The sequence below is a fragment of the Photobacterium sp. ABD4_091 genome, from assembly GCF_056160145.1.
On sequence record NZ_JBSWWQ010000001.1, the window covers coordinates 750,322 to 763,122 of the forward strand.

The 12,801-nt window shown below is 55.2% G+C and carries 15 protein-coding genes; 3 read left to right on the forward strand and 12 right to left on the reverse strand.

Annotation, left to right across the window (positions count from 1 at the left end):
* Window positions 1–7: 7 nt before the first annotated feature.
* Genes flgE through flgB form a run of 4 tightly spaced genes read right to left on the reverse strand, consistent with a single transcriptional unit; the run spans window position 8 to window position 2,783 of the window.
* Entirely contained in the window at window positions 8–1,222 is a 1,215-nt protein-coding gene (gene flgE, locus ACXAGQ_RS03160; protein WP_475251753.1) for a flagellar hook protein FlgE, read from the reverse strand.
* A 37-nt stretch (window positions 1,223–1,259) separates the two neighbouring features.
* A complete protein-coding gene (locus tag ACXAGQ_RS03165) occupies window positions 1,260–1,976 on the reverse strand; it encodes a flagellar hook capping FlgD N-terminal domain-containing protein (RefSeq protein ID WP_475251755.1) in 717 nt (238 codons plus the stop codon).
* A 9-nt stretch (window positions 1,977–1,985) separates the two neighbouring features.
* Window positions 1,986–2,408, reverse strand: a complete 423-nt coding sequence (gene flgC / locus ACXAGQ_RS03170) for a flagellar basal body rod protein FlgC (protein ID WP_475251757.1) — start codon at window positions 2,406–2,408, stop codon at window positions 1,986–1,988.
* A gap of 6 nt (window positions 2,409–2,414) precedes the next feature.
* Window positions 2,415–2,783 carry a flagellar basal body rod protein FlgB gene (gene flgB / locus ACXAGQ_RS03175; protein ID WP_475251759.1) on the reverse strand — a complete coding sequence of 123 codons (369 nt, stop codon included), beginning with the start codon at window positions 2,781–2,783 and terminating at the stop codon, window positions 2,415–2,417.
* Between the two features lie 202 nt (window positions 2,784–2,985).
* On the opposite strand from flgB, the gene flgA reads away from it, so the two are divergent.
* The 3 genes from flgA to flgN all read left to right on the forward strand — a co-directional run bounded on the left by flgA (window position 2,986) and on the right by flgN (window position 4,604).
* The gene (flgA, locus tag ACXAGQ_RS03180; RefSeq protein WP_475251761.1) at window positions 2,986–3,753 is read left to right on the forward strand and encodes a flagellar basal body P-ring formation chaperone FlgA; all 768 of its coding nucleotides are present in this window, start codon (window positions 2,986–2,988) and stop codon (window positions 3,751–3,753) included.
* Between the two features lie 69 nt (window positions 3,754–3,822).
* Window positions 3,823–4,131, forward strand: coding sequence for a flagellar biosynthesis anti-sigma factor FlgM (gene flgM / locus ACXAGQ_RS03185; protein ID WP_107300628.1), 309 nt, complete (start codon window positions 3,823–3,825; stop codon window positions 4,129–4,131).
* Window positions 4,132–4,169: 38 nt separating this feature from the next.
* Window positions 4,170–4,604, forward strand: coding sequence for a flagellar export chaperone FlgN (flgN, locus tag ACXAGQ_RS03190; protein WP_475251763.1), 435 nt, complete (start codon window positions 4,170–4,172; stop codon window positions 4,602–4,604).
* 80 nt (window positions 4,605–4,684) lie between these two features.
* Here the strand turns inward: flgN and ACXAGQ_RS03195 are convergent, their stop codons facing one another.
* Genes ACXAGQ_RS03195 through ACXAGQ_RS03230 form a run of 8 tightly spaced genes read right to left on the reverse strand, consistent with a single transcriptional unit; the run spans window position 4,685 to window position 12,766 of the window.
* The gene (locus tag ACXAGQ_RS03195) at window positions 4,685–5,113 is read right to left on the reverse strand and encodes a flagellar export protein FliJ (protein ID WP_475251764.1); all 429 of its coding nucleotides are present in this window, start codon (window positions 5,111–5,113) and stop codon (window positions 4,685–4,687) included.
* Window positions 5,106–6,446, reverse strand: coding sequence for a flagellar protein export ATPase FliI (gene fliI / locus ACXAGQ_RS03200; RefSeq protein ID WP_475251766.1), 1,341 nt, complete (start codon window positions 6,444–6,446; stop codon window positions 5,106–5,108). Before fliI ends, ACXAGQ_RS03195 begins: the two co-directional genes overlap by 8 nt.
* Entirely contained in the window at window positions 6,443–7,405 is a 963-nt protein-coding gene (gene fliH, locus ACXAGQ_RS03205; protein WP_475251768.1) for a flagellar assembly protein FliH, read from the reverse strand. Before fliH ends, fliI begins: the two co-directional genes overlap by 4 nt.
* A 2-nt stretch (window positions 7,406–7,407) precedes the next feature.
* Window positions 7,408–8,439 (reverse strand): FliG C-terminal domain-containing protein, encoded by a 1,032-nt coding sequence (locus ACXAGQ_RS03210; RefSeq protein WP_475251770.1) that lies wholly within the window; start codon window positions 8,437–8,439, stop codon window positions 7,408–7,410.
* Window positions 8,426–10,180, reverse strand: coding sequence for a flagellar basal-body MS-ring/collar protein FliF (gene fliF, locus ACXAGQ_RS03215; protein ID WP_475251772.1), 1,755 nt, complete (start codon window positions 10,178–10,180; stop codon window positions 8,426–8,428). The genes ACXAGQ_RS03210 and fliF overlap by 14 nt, the downstream gene beginning before the upstream one ends.
* Window positions 10,181–10,190: 10 nt before the next feature.
* The gene (gene fliE, locus ACXAGQ_RS03220) at window positions 10,191–10,523 is read right to left on the reverse strand and encodes a flagellar hook-basal body complex protein FliE (RefSeq protein WP_475251774.1); all 333 of its coding nucleotides are present in this window, start codon (window positions 10,521–10,523) and stop codon (window positions 10,191–10,193) included.
* Window positions 10,524–10,535: 12 nt separating this feature from the next.
* Window positions 10,536–11,903 carry a sigma-54-dependent transcriptional regulator gene (locus tag ACXAGQ_RS03225; RefSeq protein WP_475251776.1) on the reverse strand — a complete coding sequence of 456 codons (1,368 nt, stop codon included), beginning with the start codon at window positions 11,901–11,903 and terminating at the stop codon, window positions 10,536–10,538.
* Window positions 11,900–12,766: an OmpA family protein gene (locus ACXAGQ_RS03230; protein WP_475251778.1), complete on the reverse strand. Its 867-nt coding sequence runs from the start codon at window positions 12,764–12,766 to the stop codon at window positions 11,900–11,902. The genes ACXAGQ_RS03225 and ACXAGQ_RS03230 overlap by 4 nt, the downstream gene beginning before the upstream one ends.
* Window positions 12,767–12,801 lie beyond the last annotated feature (35 nt).

Genomic DNA, 12,801 nt, shown 5'->3' on the forward strand with positions numbered 1-12,801 from the left:
AATGCCCTTACATGTTGAACAGCACTTGGGTCAGCTGCTGCTGGGTGGACAGCGACTGGGCATTGGCCTGGTAGTTACGCTGGGCAGTCATCAGGCCCACTAGCTCGCCGGTCAGATCAACGTTTGACTCTTCGATGTAGCCTGAGTAAAGGCCACCTAGCGTGCCTGTGCCTGGAGCGCCAATCAGTGGCTGGCCAGATGCTTGGGTAGCGCTCCAACCGGTGTTGCCGGTCTGCATCAAGCCTCCCGTATTAGGGAAGTCTGCCAATACCACCTGGCCCTGCAGCATTTGCTCACCATTGCTGTAGTTGGCGAACACCATGCCGTCTTCGTCGATGGTGATCCCGGTCAGCTCACCGGCACTGTGGCCATTGCTGCGGTTGGTTGATACGGCAAATTCGCTGCCGAACTGGGTCGTCCCGGACATAGAAAGGGCAAAGTTCATCTCAGCGGCACCTTCAGGAGCAAAGCTCAGGTTGATGTTGCCGGTTGGCGCAACCAGCTTACCGCTGTCATCAAACTCCAATGCTTCGCTGATTGGGTTGTCATCTGCATCAACCATGACCTCACCGTTCATTGCATAATGCACTTCCCACTCGTTTTCACCGGTTTTCACGAAGTACTGGGTCAGGGTGTGTTCGTTACCCAAAGAGTCATACACAGTGGTGGTGTAGGAGGAGTTGAAGCTGTCGCTGTCTTCCGGGTCAAACGCAATACGGTTGCCATCTTCATCGAGAATAGGTGATGCGCCAGCATCAAGGTTGGCTTGGAAATCCACCCGGTCTGTCGCTTTGGCTGGTACTGATCCTGTTGATACTTGAAGGTCACCCATAGAACCTGTTTGCAGGTTGCCGTTATTGTCGGTGGTGTAGCCCTGCAGGCGCAGGCCCGCACTATTTACTAGATAGTTGTCTTTGTCTTGCTGGAACATACCTGCACGGGTGTAGGTGTAGCTGCCGTCCTCACCCTGCAGAACGAACATGCCATTACCACCGATGGCAAGGTCGGTGGTGCGGCCTGTCATGCTGAACGCGCCATCGTTGAATGACTGGGACAGGCTCGCAAGCTCAACACCGCCGCCCATGCCGCCATTCATCAGTGCCGAGAATTCAGCACGGGATGATTTGAAACCAACGGTTGATACGTTGGCGATGTTGTTACTGATCGTGTTCAATTCCTGAGAGGTGGTATTCAAACCACTCATTGCAATGTTAAAGCTCATTATATTTTTCTCTTGCTAACCTAGTTTTTGCGGGCCGCTATCGGCGGCCAGCCAACGTAAATAAAGGTGTGGGTTCGACGCCGTTATCGCTGCCACTGTTTGATTCGCCATATTGGTTGACGTTGAAGAAAGGCACATAGCCGACGCCACCAATCAGGAATTCCGGTGAGCCACCACCTGGCGGAATACGCATTTTCTCAATCGTGCCAGCCACCATGACATCCGGCGTATAGCCAGCATCACTGGTGACCACAGTCAGATCGTACTGACCGTCTTTCAGGCCCATGGCCTCAGGATCAATCACAAAGGCCACTTCTCCCTCGGCGTTCGCTCCGAGCTCAATGGTATGCACCAACTCACCAGCGTCATTGCGAATTTCAACCTTGATGTCGTCAACCTGGCTATCTAACTCAATGACGGCATCCAGCGGGTTGCCTTCCAGCTCGAGGGTATCGGTGGTCACACGAACGTCTTGGCCTACCATGCCAGCGGTGGTCAGCACCTGGATGTTATCCAGCAGCACCATCTGGTTAACCACTGTGTTGTTCATGTTCTGCATGGTCTCGACCTGGGTCATCTGCGCCAACTGGGTCATGAACTGGGTGGTATCAAGTGGGTCTAGCGGAGTCTGGTTCTGGATCTGGGCTATCATCAGGGTCAGGAAGGTATTGTCCTGCTGGCCGTTGCTGGCGATCGGATCCTGCCCGCTGCTTGTTGTCGCCCCACCGCTATTGGTGACATATGGAGTACTCATCGCGATCCCTTACTGGCCTAGCTTCAACAAACCCTGCTGCATGCTGCGCGCACGCCCCAGGACATCCACACTGGTTTCAAAACTGCGTGATGCCGACATCATGTCGGCCATTTCCGACACTACATCCACGTTGGGGTAGAACACGTAGCCGTCGGCATCCGCTATCGGGTTACCCGGCTCGTAACGTCGGTCAAGCTCACCCTCGACAGGCACGACATCCATAATTTGAACGCGGGCCCCGGCACGCTGGTTGGCCTGGAACTGGCTGTTTTCATACACGGTGGCAAATACCGGCTTATGGCTGCGGTACGTCCCGGCCTCTGTCGTTGAGCCAGCATCAGCATTGGCCAAGTTACTGGCAATGGTGTTGAGCCGCATGCTTTGCGCAGTCATCGCCGAACCGGCGATGTGGTAAATTTCACTAAATGACATAACGGGTTACTGTCCTTGAATAGCTGTCGCCAGCCCTTGGAATTTCATGTTCAAAAAAGTCAGGCTGGTTTCGAAGTCCATTGCGTTCTGGGCGTAATGGGCCTGCTCTACCCCCAATTCGACGGTATTGCCGTCCATTGTGTTGTTGTAAGGATTACGGAACTGCAGTGCTGGAGACGTTTGCGACTGAACCTGGCCGTATTGGCGCTGCTGCGCTTCAACGGAGGCAACCGCTGCCTGAAAATCAAAATCGCGTGCTTTGAACCCCGGAGTGTCGACGTTAGCCAAGTTACCCGCCAGCACCTTGGCACGCTCGGTACGAAGGTTTAAAGTGTGCGGGTGAATGCCAAGGGCGTTGTCAAAGTTGATTCCCATTTTGTGTCCTTGATTGCAAGAATTCTAAAATCTGGACTCTCACAAACAATTACCGTGCCAACTTTTAATATATTGATTTAAAAGAAAATAAAACAGAAAGCCCGCACCAGCGGAAGCGCTGCTTCCGCCACAGGAAGGCAGGCGGAAACAGCAAAGCGGAAGCCGTTCCGCACCAAGGGCAAAACGAGATGGAATACACCAAATGGCTACATTGACCCACGCTACACGAGCTGTAGCTACCCGCGCTCTGCTGCTGGTATTGTTCGGCGCCCACCCCGTAGCTGCGCCCCAAACGCATGAGGGCATGCCCGGGCATACCGATGCCGGAAGCCAAATTAAAAGCCAGGTCACCAGCGCCATTGAACAAGAGATAAAGCGCGCCGCGGCGCAGCACCATTGGCCCCCCGTCCAACCCGATATTTCGCTGAGGCTGCCGAGCGGAAGCCAGCGGCTCAGGGCATGCCACACCCCGTTAGGTATCGAGCGTATCGACCGGCGCCGCTACCCTGCCGGCCGACTGCGCTTTGCGGCCAGTTGTGACCTGCCCGAATCGTGGCAGATCACTGTGCAGGCCGATGTCAGTGTGACAGTACCAGTTGCGTTTGCTGCCAAAACACTGAGCAAGGATGCCGTTATCACCGACGGTGACATCGTTCTGAAGCCAACGGATATTGCCACTATCAACCGTGAGTTCTTTGCCTCAAAGCAGGGCTACATTGGCTTGCGTGCCCTGAGGCAAGTCCGCCGCGACCAACAGCTTTCTCCCTCGCATCTTAGCCCGGCCTATATGGTTTCTGCCGGAGACACCGTGATCATCCAAGCCAGCAACGGGCAGTTCAGTGCCAACATGCAGGGGGTTGCCTTAGAGGGCGGGTATGAAGAGCAACAGATACGGGTGAGGAACAGCAGCTCCGGCAAGGTGATCCAAGCAACGGTAGCCAGGGCTGGGCTGGTCACCACGCTTTTCTAATTTGATTTAATCTCGCAGCCGGCTTGGTCGTTTAACCAAAGTATTGGAGAAGAAGTCAGGAGAACTGCCATGATCGAGTCAACTAAAGCAGGTTTGCAGCTAGCGACAGCGGCTCAGAGCCAACCTCAGAAAACACCAGAAGCAAGCAGCAAAGAGGTATCAACCTCGCCGGCGCCGGTCGCATCAGTGACCAAGCCAAGTGCAGACGTCAGCCCGCAGGCTCAAAGCCTGGATAACCTCCAGCAGGAGCTAAAGCGCATCCCAGATGTGGATATGGTCAAGGTCAATGAAATCCGCACCTTGCTTGCCAGTGGCAATTACGAGGTCGACCTCGATGGCCTAGCTGCCAGCATCCGCGGTGCCCACCGTCGCGATTAATACAGGACAAAAACATTACACGACGGAAGTAGAATACCATGAGCCAAAAACCCGCGTCAGTGATCAAGGCATTTATCCAAGATATCAATCTTGACCTGGCTGATTACCAAAAGCTCCATCAACTGTTGAAGGTGCAGCACCACAATATGCTGCACCGCAACAGCGATAAACTCACTGCGATGACAGAGCCACACCAAAAGCTGATAGCTCAATTACAACAGCGCGCTGATCACCGGAGCTGGTTGCTGGGACAACTTGGTATGGAAAACTCACCGGACAGTGTCAACCGCCTGATCTCTGCCCTTCCGAACCAATACCGCCAACCTGTCGACCATAGATGGTGTGAACTAAAAGACCTGGTTCACAGCTGTAAGGCGCAAAATGACCGCAACAGCCGCCTGCTCAGTATGCAGCAGGAAATACTCGGCCAGGTACTGCACCAAGACAGTGAAGCAACGTACCAGCCGCTTTAGTTCCGAGCAGATCGAATAAAACAAAAACGCCACAGCAGATGCTGTGGCGTTTTTGTTTTATTCTGAATCATCACCCACTATCAATAATTGGCCCGGATGAACCGCTGCATTGCCATCTCATCCATCAGCTTTTGCTCGCCCCTCGCTACCTGCCTTTCGTGCTGCTGGCGGCGCTTGTCAATCACACTATCAAGGCTTTTCACTTTCACGTGCTGCTGGGTGACATGCTGCTTTAGGCTGGCCTCTTCTGCCTGAGACAGGGCCAAGGTTTGGGTCTGGATTTCCGCCAGGTGCTTGAGGTGGTCACGAAGCGCAAAGCGGTTATGCCAGGCCAATGCCGTTTCTCCGGCAACCACCTGGCATGAGTCATACAGCTCACCGAGCTGCTCGAGTTTTTGCAAATGGTTGGCACTGTCTTGCTGTTTTTGCTGGTACTGCTGGCCGAGCTTTTCCAACTCGCCCTGCCTGATCTGGCGGAACCTATCCAGTGCCTGTGAATGCTTAGCCAAGGTTCAGCTCCTGTATCAATTGTTGCATCTGCCGATTTACGGTTTCCCAATCCGCGCTTTCATCCATCTCCTGCTGCAGGAAAGCCACCAGCTTGGGATGGGCACCCACTGCCTGATCCATGTCCGGATCATTGCCCGGCTGGTAGCCGCCAAGCGGGATCAGCTCGCGGACTTCCTGATAACGGCTGTAGAGCTGCTTGAATCGCATTGCATAGCGGAGATGCTCCTTGCTCACGACCTGGGGCATCGTCCTTGAGATAGACTGGGAAATATCAATTGCCGGGTAATGCCCGGCCTCTGCCAACTGGCGGCTCAAGACCACATGGCCATCGAGGATCGCCCGGGCACTGTCAGCGATAGGATCCTGCTGATCGTCCCCTTCAGCCAGTACCGTATAAATTGCACTCATGCTGCCCTGCTGCGAGGCGCTGTTGCCAGCCCGCTCAACCAATTGCGGCAGCATACTGAAGACTGACGGCGGGTATCCCTTGGTTGCCGGCGGCTCACCCAGTGCCAGGGCAATTTCACGCTGCGCCATGGCAAAACGGGTCAACGAATCCATCAGCAACAGCACATCCTTGCCCTGATCACGGTAGTACTCTGCAACCCGGTGGCAAAGCTGGGAAGCCCGCAGACGCATCAATGGCGACTCATCGGCCGGGGCGGCAATAACGACCGCCCGTGCCAGCCCTTCTGGCCCCAAGGAATGCTCGATGAATTCCTTCACTTCGCGGCCACGCTCGCCAATCAAGCCAACCACTACCACATCGGCACTGGTCTGGCGGGTGATCATCCCGAGCAACACACTTTTACCCACCCCGCTGCCGGCAAACAGGCCAATTCGCTGCCCCTTGCCCAGGGTCAACAAACTATTCATCGCCCGGATGCCGACATCCAGCGCACCATCAATCGGGCGGCGCGACATCGGGTTTATGTTTTCGCTTTCAAGGCTAATATCATCTTGGCCTAGCACTGGCCCCAAGCGGTCAAGCGGCTCACCGAGGCCGTTGAGCACCCGGCCAAGCCACTGCGGCCCGATACGGAGCTGGCTTTCGCCTTCTAGCGGCCATACCTTGGCCCCAGAAAACAAGCCGGATGCGTTACTGACCGGCATCAGGTAAGCCACCTCGCGGTTGAAGCCGACAGTCTGCGCCTCTATTTTGGTGCCGTTACCGGTCTCCACCAGGCAACGCTGGCCAGTGAGCAAACGGCATCCCACCGCTTCTAGCATCAACCCCGTGACCTTCACCAGCCGCCCGGTGACTTTCGCCACCGGGACCGAATCGAGTGAGGCCAGGGCTTGTTCCAGGCGGTAATCGATTATGTTACTCATGATGCCTGTCTAACGTCCCCATTGCTTTCTTGCTCATCCAGCAGGTGGCCTTTAACGGCTGACATGCAGGTATCAAGCCGCTGCTCACAACCGGCATCGGCTTCGGCATTCTTGGTTACGACCCGGCATTCCCCCTGGCGCAGGGTGTCATCGCAGACAATGTTCCATTCGTCGATTTTGTCGCTCGCCACTTTCTCGAGGTGGGTAAACTCCTCCCTCGCCATTTTGACCTTCAAGCCCTGCGGCTCGCCCGGCAGGCTCTCAAGTGTTTCTTCCACCAAGGCCATGATCTGCTGCGGTTGCAGTGCCAGCTCGCAGCGGATCACTTGCTGGGCAACCTTCTGGACCAATTCACAAACCTGCTCCCGCTGGCGGCGTTCGTGGCCAGCAAACAACTCGGCGGTCTGCTGGTGTATTTGGGCAAAAGGGGCTGTGGCCTGGATGAACTGAGCCTTGCCCTCCTCAATCCCTTGCTTCATTCCCTGCTCACAGCCTTGCTGGATACCCTGCTCAAAACCTTGCTGCTGGCCCTGCTCAATGCCCTGCTGCAAACCCTCTTCATGACCCCGGGTCATCCCCTGCTGAAACCCTTTATTAAACTGGGCCTGGAAATCCTCCTGCTGGGGCGGCTCAGGAGCCGGGTCAAGCACCGACTCCCCTCCCGACCCTGTCATTGCACGGGTATCTTGCAGCAAGCGGGCATCTTCACTTAGTTCATCAAGGCCAAAATCGTCCATTGCCAAGTTATCGAAGCCCAGTTCATCAACACCAAACTCCTCGTCCAGCCCCAGGCCAGCGTCAAAGTCACTGTCCAACCCTGCTCCCATCGCAGCTTCCGGCGGCATGCTATGCGCTTGTGCGGCTGCCTGGGCCAAGGCTTCCGCATCGACCAGCGGCGGAAAGCGGTGGCTGCGGAACTGGCTAGGCTGCAACCGCATGATTCTATTTCGTCTAAACATGACTATTCCACCGTCGTCTCTTGGTAAAGCTGCAGGCTGATCACCTTGGACTCATTCAGCTCGCGGACGTAGTCCATGATCTCCGCACGGGCTTCCTGTACCTGGCGCACCGACACTTTGCCAAGCTGGGCAATCTCTGTTTCCATCGACTGCTGCATACGGCGTGGCAAGATAGCCAGCAGCGACTTGCGCATAGCGGAATCTGCACCTTTCAGGGCCATAGCCAGCAGGTCTGTTGGCAAGTCTTCCAAAATACGCAGGCGAACGGCTTCAGGCTGGCGGGTAAGGATAGAGAACTCGTACATCTTGTTCTTAAGACGATCGGCCAACTCTGTGTCGTGCTCTTCAAGCGCCGACATCAGCGCCATCTGATCACCCGTGAAGCGGTTGATGATATCGGCCACCTGCTTCTCGCCTTCGACCACCGCGCTTGAGTTTTCAGCCAGGTATTCGATACAGCGGTCTACCAAGTCCTGCAGTTCCACAGCGACTTCACGGCTGACTTCGGTCAACACCGCAATACGGCGCAGCACGTCTTTTTGCTCTTCTGCTGGCAACTCGACCAGTACCTGCGAAGCAATATCCGGCGGCAGGAAGGCAATAAACACTGCCTGCATCTGGATATGCTCATTCATCAGGAACTTGGCAAGGTGCTTGGGTTCAATCCATTGCAGCCGCTGCATCGTGGTACGGATCTCATCACCGTAAATCGTATCCAGCAGGTTACGGGCCAAGCGGCCGCCGAGCGCCTTATCCAAAGTACGTTGCAAGAAGGTCCGTGATGCACCACTGATCCCCGACTGGGCGCGGAACTCTTCGAAAAATCCCTGCAGCACGAAGCGCGCTTCGATACTGCGGATCGCCGGCTGCTTAGCCATGGCATGGCTAACCTTGAGCAATTCGTCCCGTGACATATGGCGCATTACCTGCGAGGCTGACTCTTCCCCCATGCTAAGCAGCAAAATCGCCGTCTGCTCCATCGGGTCTAGCAGGACATCACCGTCTGCCAGGTGGCTAAAATTACTTAGACTCATTGCTGTTCACCCACTTCTTGATCACTTCGGCAACACGTTCTGGTTCAACTTCGGTCAGTTTTTGCAGGTGCTTGACCTGCACTTCCAGCTCAGAGCCCGGAGGCGGCAAGGTAGACAAGTCAAACTCCGCCTCGGCAGCAGGCTGTGGCTCACTGTCCTCGGCCACCATGCCCCCTTGGGCAATCGAATCTAACAGCGCATCCGCCAGATCCTGCTCGCTACCGCCGGTAGGAATACTCACCGGCTTATATTCGCTTGGTGGCTCAGCGGCAGGCAGCTCTTCGCTGGCGACAAACTCAACGCTGCCTTCAGGTGTTGCTGCCAGTGCCGTGGTCACTGGTGCCGGGCGCTGCAGCGCTTTGACCAGCGGGCGGAGCACCAGCACGATAAATGACAAACCGAGCAATGCATAAACACCGTACTTAGCCAGTAACAGCAGCTGCTGATCATGCCACCATGGGGTGTCAACCGGCGCGGTGTCTATCGCACGGGCAAAGTTGAATGCATGCAGGCTGAACTGATCACCGCGTTCAGCGACATATCCGACGGAATCTTTAACCATTTGGGCTATTTGCTCCAATTGTGCTTGTTGCCAACCTTGTTCATGGACATCATCGTTGAGCAACACTGAGACTGATAACATTTCGATACCGCCCTGGGCATGGCGGGTATGGCGGATTTTGCGGCCGACATCATATTGGCGGCTGAGCTCGGCACGCTCATTGCGGGTTTCATTGCTGGCCGGGCCTTCCTCTCCGGCAGGCTGATTACTCAGTGCCCCCGGGATCCCCATTGCCAACTGGCCCTGGGTTTGGTCTTGCTTGGTAAATTCGGTACGCAATACCGGGTCGCTGTCGACAGACTCGTGGGTCTCTTCGATTTGGTCAAAATTCAATGTTGCCGCAACCTGAACCCGGAAGTTCCCGACTCCCAGCAGAGGTGCCAGCATATCACCGGCCCGGCGCACGATGTCACGCTCGACCCGCTGCTGCAGCTCGTGGAAACGTACATTGACCTGGGATTGCTGCCCCATCGCCAGATCGGCGCTGAGCAGGTTGCCGTACTGATCCACCACCGACACGGCATCCGCTGCCATACCCGTTATACTGCCGCTGACCAAATTAACGATCGCTTCAACCTGGGGTTGGTCGAGCTGCATCCCTGGCTCAAGCTCGAGCATCACCGCCGCCGAAGGCTTTTCCTCGTTGATGCCAACAAACAAGGTACGGTTAGGGATCGCCAAGTGCACCCTGGCATGGTTGACGGCACGGATAGCCAAAATGGTACGCGCCAGCTCCCCTTCCAGCCCCTGCCGGTAGCGGGCATTTTCAATAAACTGGCTAGTACCCAGCCCTGAACTACGGTCGAGGATTTCCAACCCTTCCGGCAACTTGGCCTTGACGCCACGGGCGGCCAAAATAATACGGGCATCCGCCAAGCGGTTGGCCGGTACCATGATCTGGCCCGACTCGCTATCAAGCTGGAACTGGATTTTCTCCTGCTCAAGCACCGATAGGATCTCGCTGTTGTCGTAACGCTCCTGAGTGCCGTAAAGGGGCTTATACGGGCTGCTCTGGGTCCACATCACCACCACGATAAATAGCGATACCAATACCGCCAACGCAGTGATAAGCGCCACGTTTTTATACTTTCCATCCAAGCGCTGCTGGATTTTTTCTTTAAATGACAGCCATTTGTTAGATGGTGCCTGTTCTGGGTTTTCAGCTACTGTTGTACTCATTTTCTTCTCACTACAGAGGCATCTTCAGTACATCGTCATAGGCAGCCAAGAGCTTGTTCCTTACCTGTGTCAATGCTGAAAAAGAAATACTGGCTTTCTGGCTGGCGACCATTGCGCCGACCAAGTCATCGGAGCGGCCGGCATCCACATCCGCCGTCAGTTGGTGGGCAAATTGCTGCTGGTTATCGACCCGACGCACTGCCTGTTGCATGGCTGACTGAAAGTTACCGGTAGGCGGGTGCGAGGTATTCGCCGCAACCTGGGTGCCGGTTTGGGCCTGCTCCCGCATCACAGCCATGCGCTGCAACATCTCGCTTTGCATCATTGAGGCCTGATTTGACATAGTCTGCTTTCCTTACGCCGCTGAGCTTGATTGGTGAATATATGAATCGATGTTGATCCCCTGCTCGCGCATGGCGGCGATCTTGTATCGCAGCGCACGGGTTGACATCCCGAGAGCCTCTGCCGTGTCATTTCGTTTCCCGTTGAAGCGGGCTAAAGTGTCGAGGATAAATTGCTGCTCGGCATTCTTGCGGCTTTGCTTGAGGGCTTGCTTGGCATCTTCCACCACCTCGGTAATTGCCCCTTCAACCATGGTGCTGAGCATGTCGTTGAGCATCAGATCTTGCGCCGTGATCCAATGGCCATGGCGCATCACTAGGGCACGCTGCACAGTATTTTCCAGCTCACGGATATTGCCCGGCCAGTTGTAGTGCAACAGGGCCTGCTGAGCTTCCTTGGACAAGCTGCAAGAGTCCGAGTCCCCGGCATTGAGCTTGCGGATAAAGTGCTCAGCCAATGGCAAGATATCTTCCTTGCGGTCACGCAGCGGCGGCCACTGCAGCGGCAAAACATCCAAACGGTAATAAAGATCCTGGCGGAACCGGCGCTCGGCAACCGCCTGCTGCAGGTCAACATTGGTTGCTGCAATGATCCGGATATCAAGCGCAATCGAGCGGTGGCTGCCAAGGCGTTCGACCTGGCGCTCCTGGAGCACGCGCAACAGCTTAGCCTGCAAAGCAGGTGGCATCTCGCCAATCTCATCGAGCAGCAGGGTCCCGCCATTGGCTTCCTCGAACTTGCCGGCCTGACTTTGAGTCGCCCCGGTAAATGCGCCTTTGGTATGGCCGAACAGTACCGCTTCCAACATGCTTTCAGGGATCGCCGCACAGTTAATCGCGACGAACGGCCCTTCGCTTCGTGGGGAATGTTCATGGACATAACGTGCCAAGACCTCTTTGCCGGTACCCGATTCGCCGGTGATCAAAACCGTTGCATCGGTCTGGGCTGCACGGTGGGCCATCTGCAGTACCTGCAAGCTGCGACGGCTGGTCGCCACTACTTCGCGCTTGGGCGATTGCACAATTTGGTTACGCTTCATCAACGCCGTGATCTGCTCTGGCTGGTATGGCTGCAGCAGGTAATCATCGGCTCCCGCCTGCATGGCATCGCTGGCCAGTTTGCTTTGCTGGTAATCGACGATGGCAACAACCGTACCGCCAGCCGTCACCTGCTTGGCGCGGCGGATAGTCGATAGCATGTCCATGTCTGCCAGGTTGTCGGCAACAAACAACAAGCTGTCTGGCTGCGCCCGCAGTTTCGCTAAGGCATCAGTCGCGGTAGAGGCATTACAAACCTTATATCCTTCCGCACTCAGCAGCTTGATAGCTGCCGCGGCCTGGATCAGGCAACGGTGGGCAAAAATTACATTACCGTTATTCATACATCCCCCTTGACCAAGCGTAATTGCACCCGGCGGTTTTGCTGGTTGGCACTATCACCTGTCCCTTGCAGGGCTGGGTAACGCTGGCCATGGGCGCGAAGCTGGATAAGGTTGCGGTCAACCCCCAGCGCGACTAGCTCATCTGCAACGGCCTGGGCTCGCTGGCGCGATAACCATAAATTATCCAGTGATGTACCAGTAAGGTCGGTATGGCCATCGATCAGCAAGGTGCTGACTTCCTGGTCGTAGCGAATATACCGGGCGATATCACTGAGCATCTTCCGTTGCTCGGCGCTGATCCGGCTCTCGCTGCTGGCAAATAGGAACGTATTGTCTCGGGCCTGTTCGTAACCCACCGGAAGCATCTGTGCCAAACATGACTTGAATGCCTGATAGGCGGGGGCAAAACTGACCGACGGAATATCCCAGCGTTTGGTTTCTTGGTGCTGGTTATAGCTGACCGAGATCTGGCCCCAGGCCCCTTTTTCCATTTTATTTAGCAGGTAATGAAGTGATTCTGTCCCGCTGAAAGCCAGTCCATACTGACCCTGTTCCTGGCCCTGCAGTAACTCCCGCAGAGGCTGATTTTGCTCCCACGGCGAATAATTGACGCTTAACGACACCTTATCGACAAAATAAGGACGCTGGCTACTGGTAAAGGAAACCAAATATGGCTGAGCTGAGTTTGCAATAAACGCTACACTGCCATCGAACTTAAGTTCCTTTGCTAATTTGCAAGAAAAGCGATCTCCTGAGAATTGCCAATCCACTTTATCTAATGGTGATTGAATAGTTGTAGCATCTACATCATTTGATAAAAAAACTAACAAAGAAAGCACTGCGGTTGATTTGATTGCTTTCATATTAAACAAATTGCCTAACTGGTAATAAATATTTT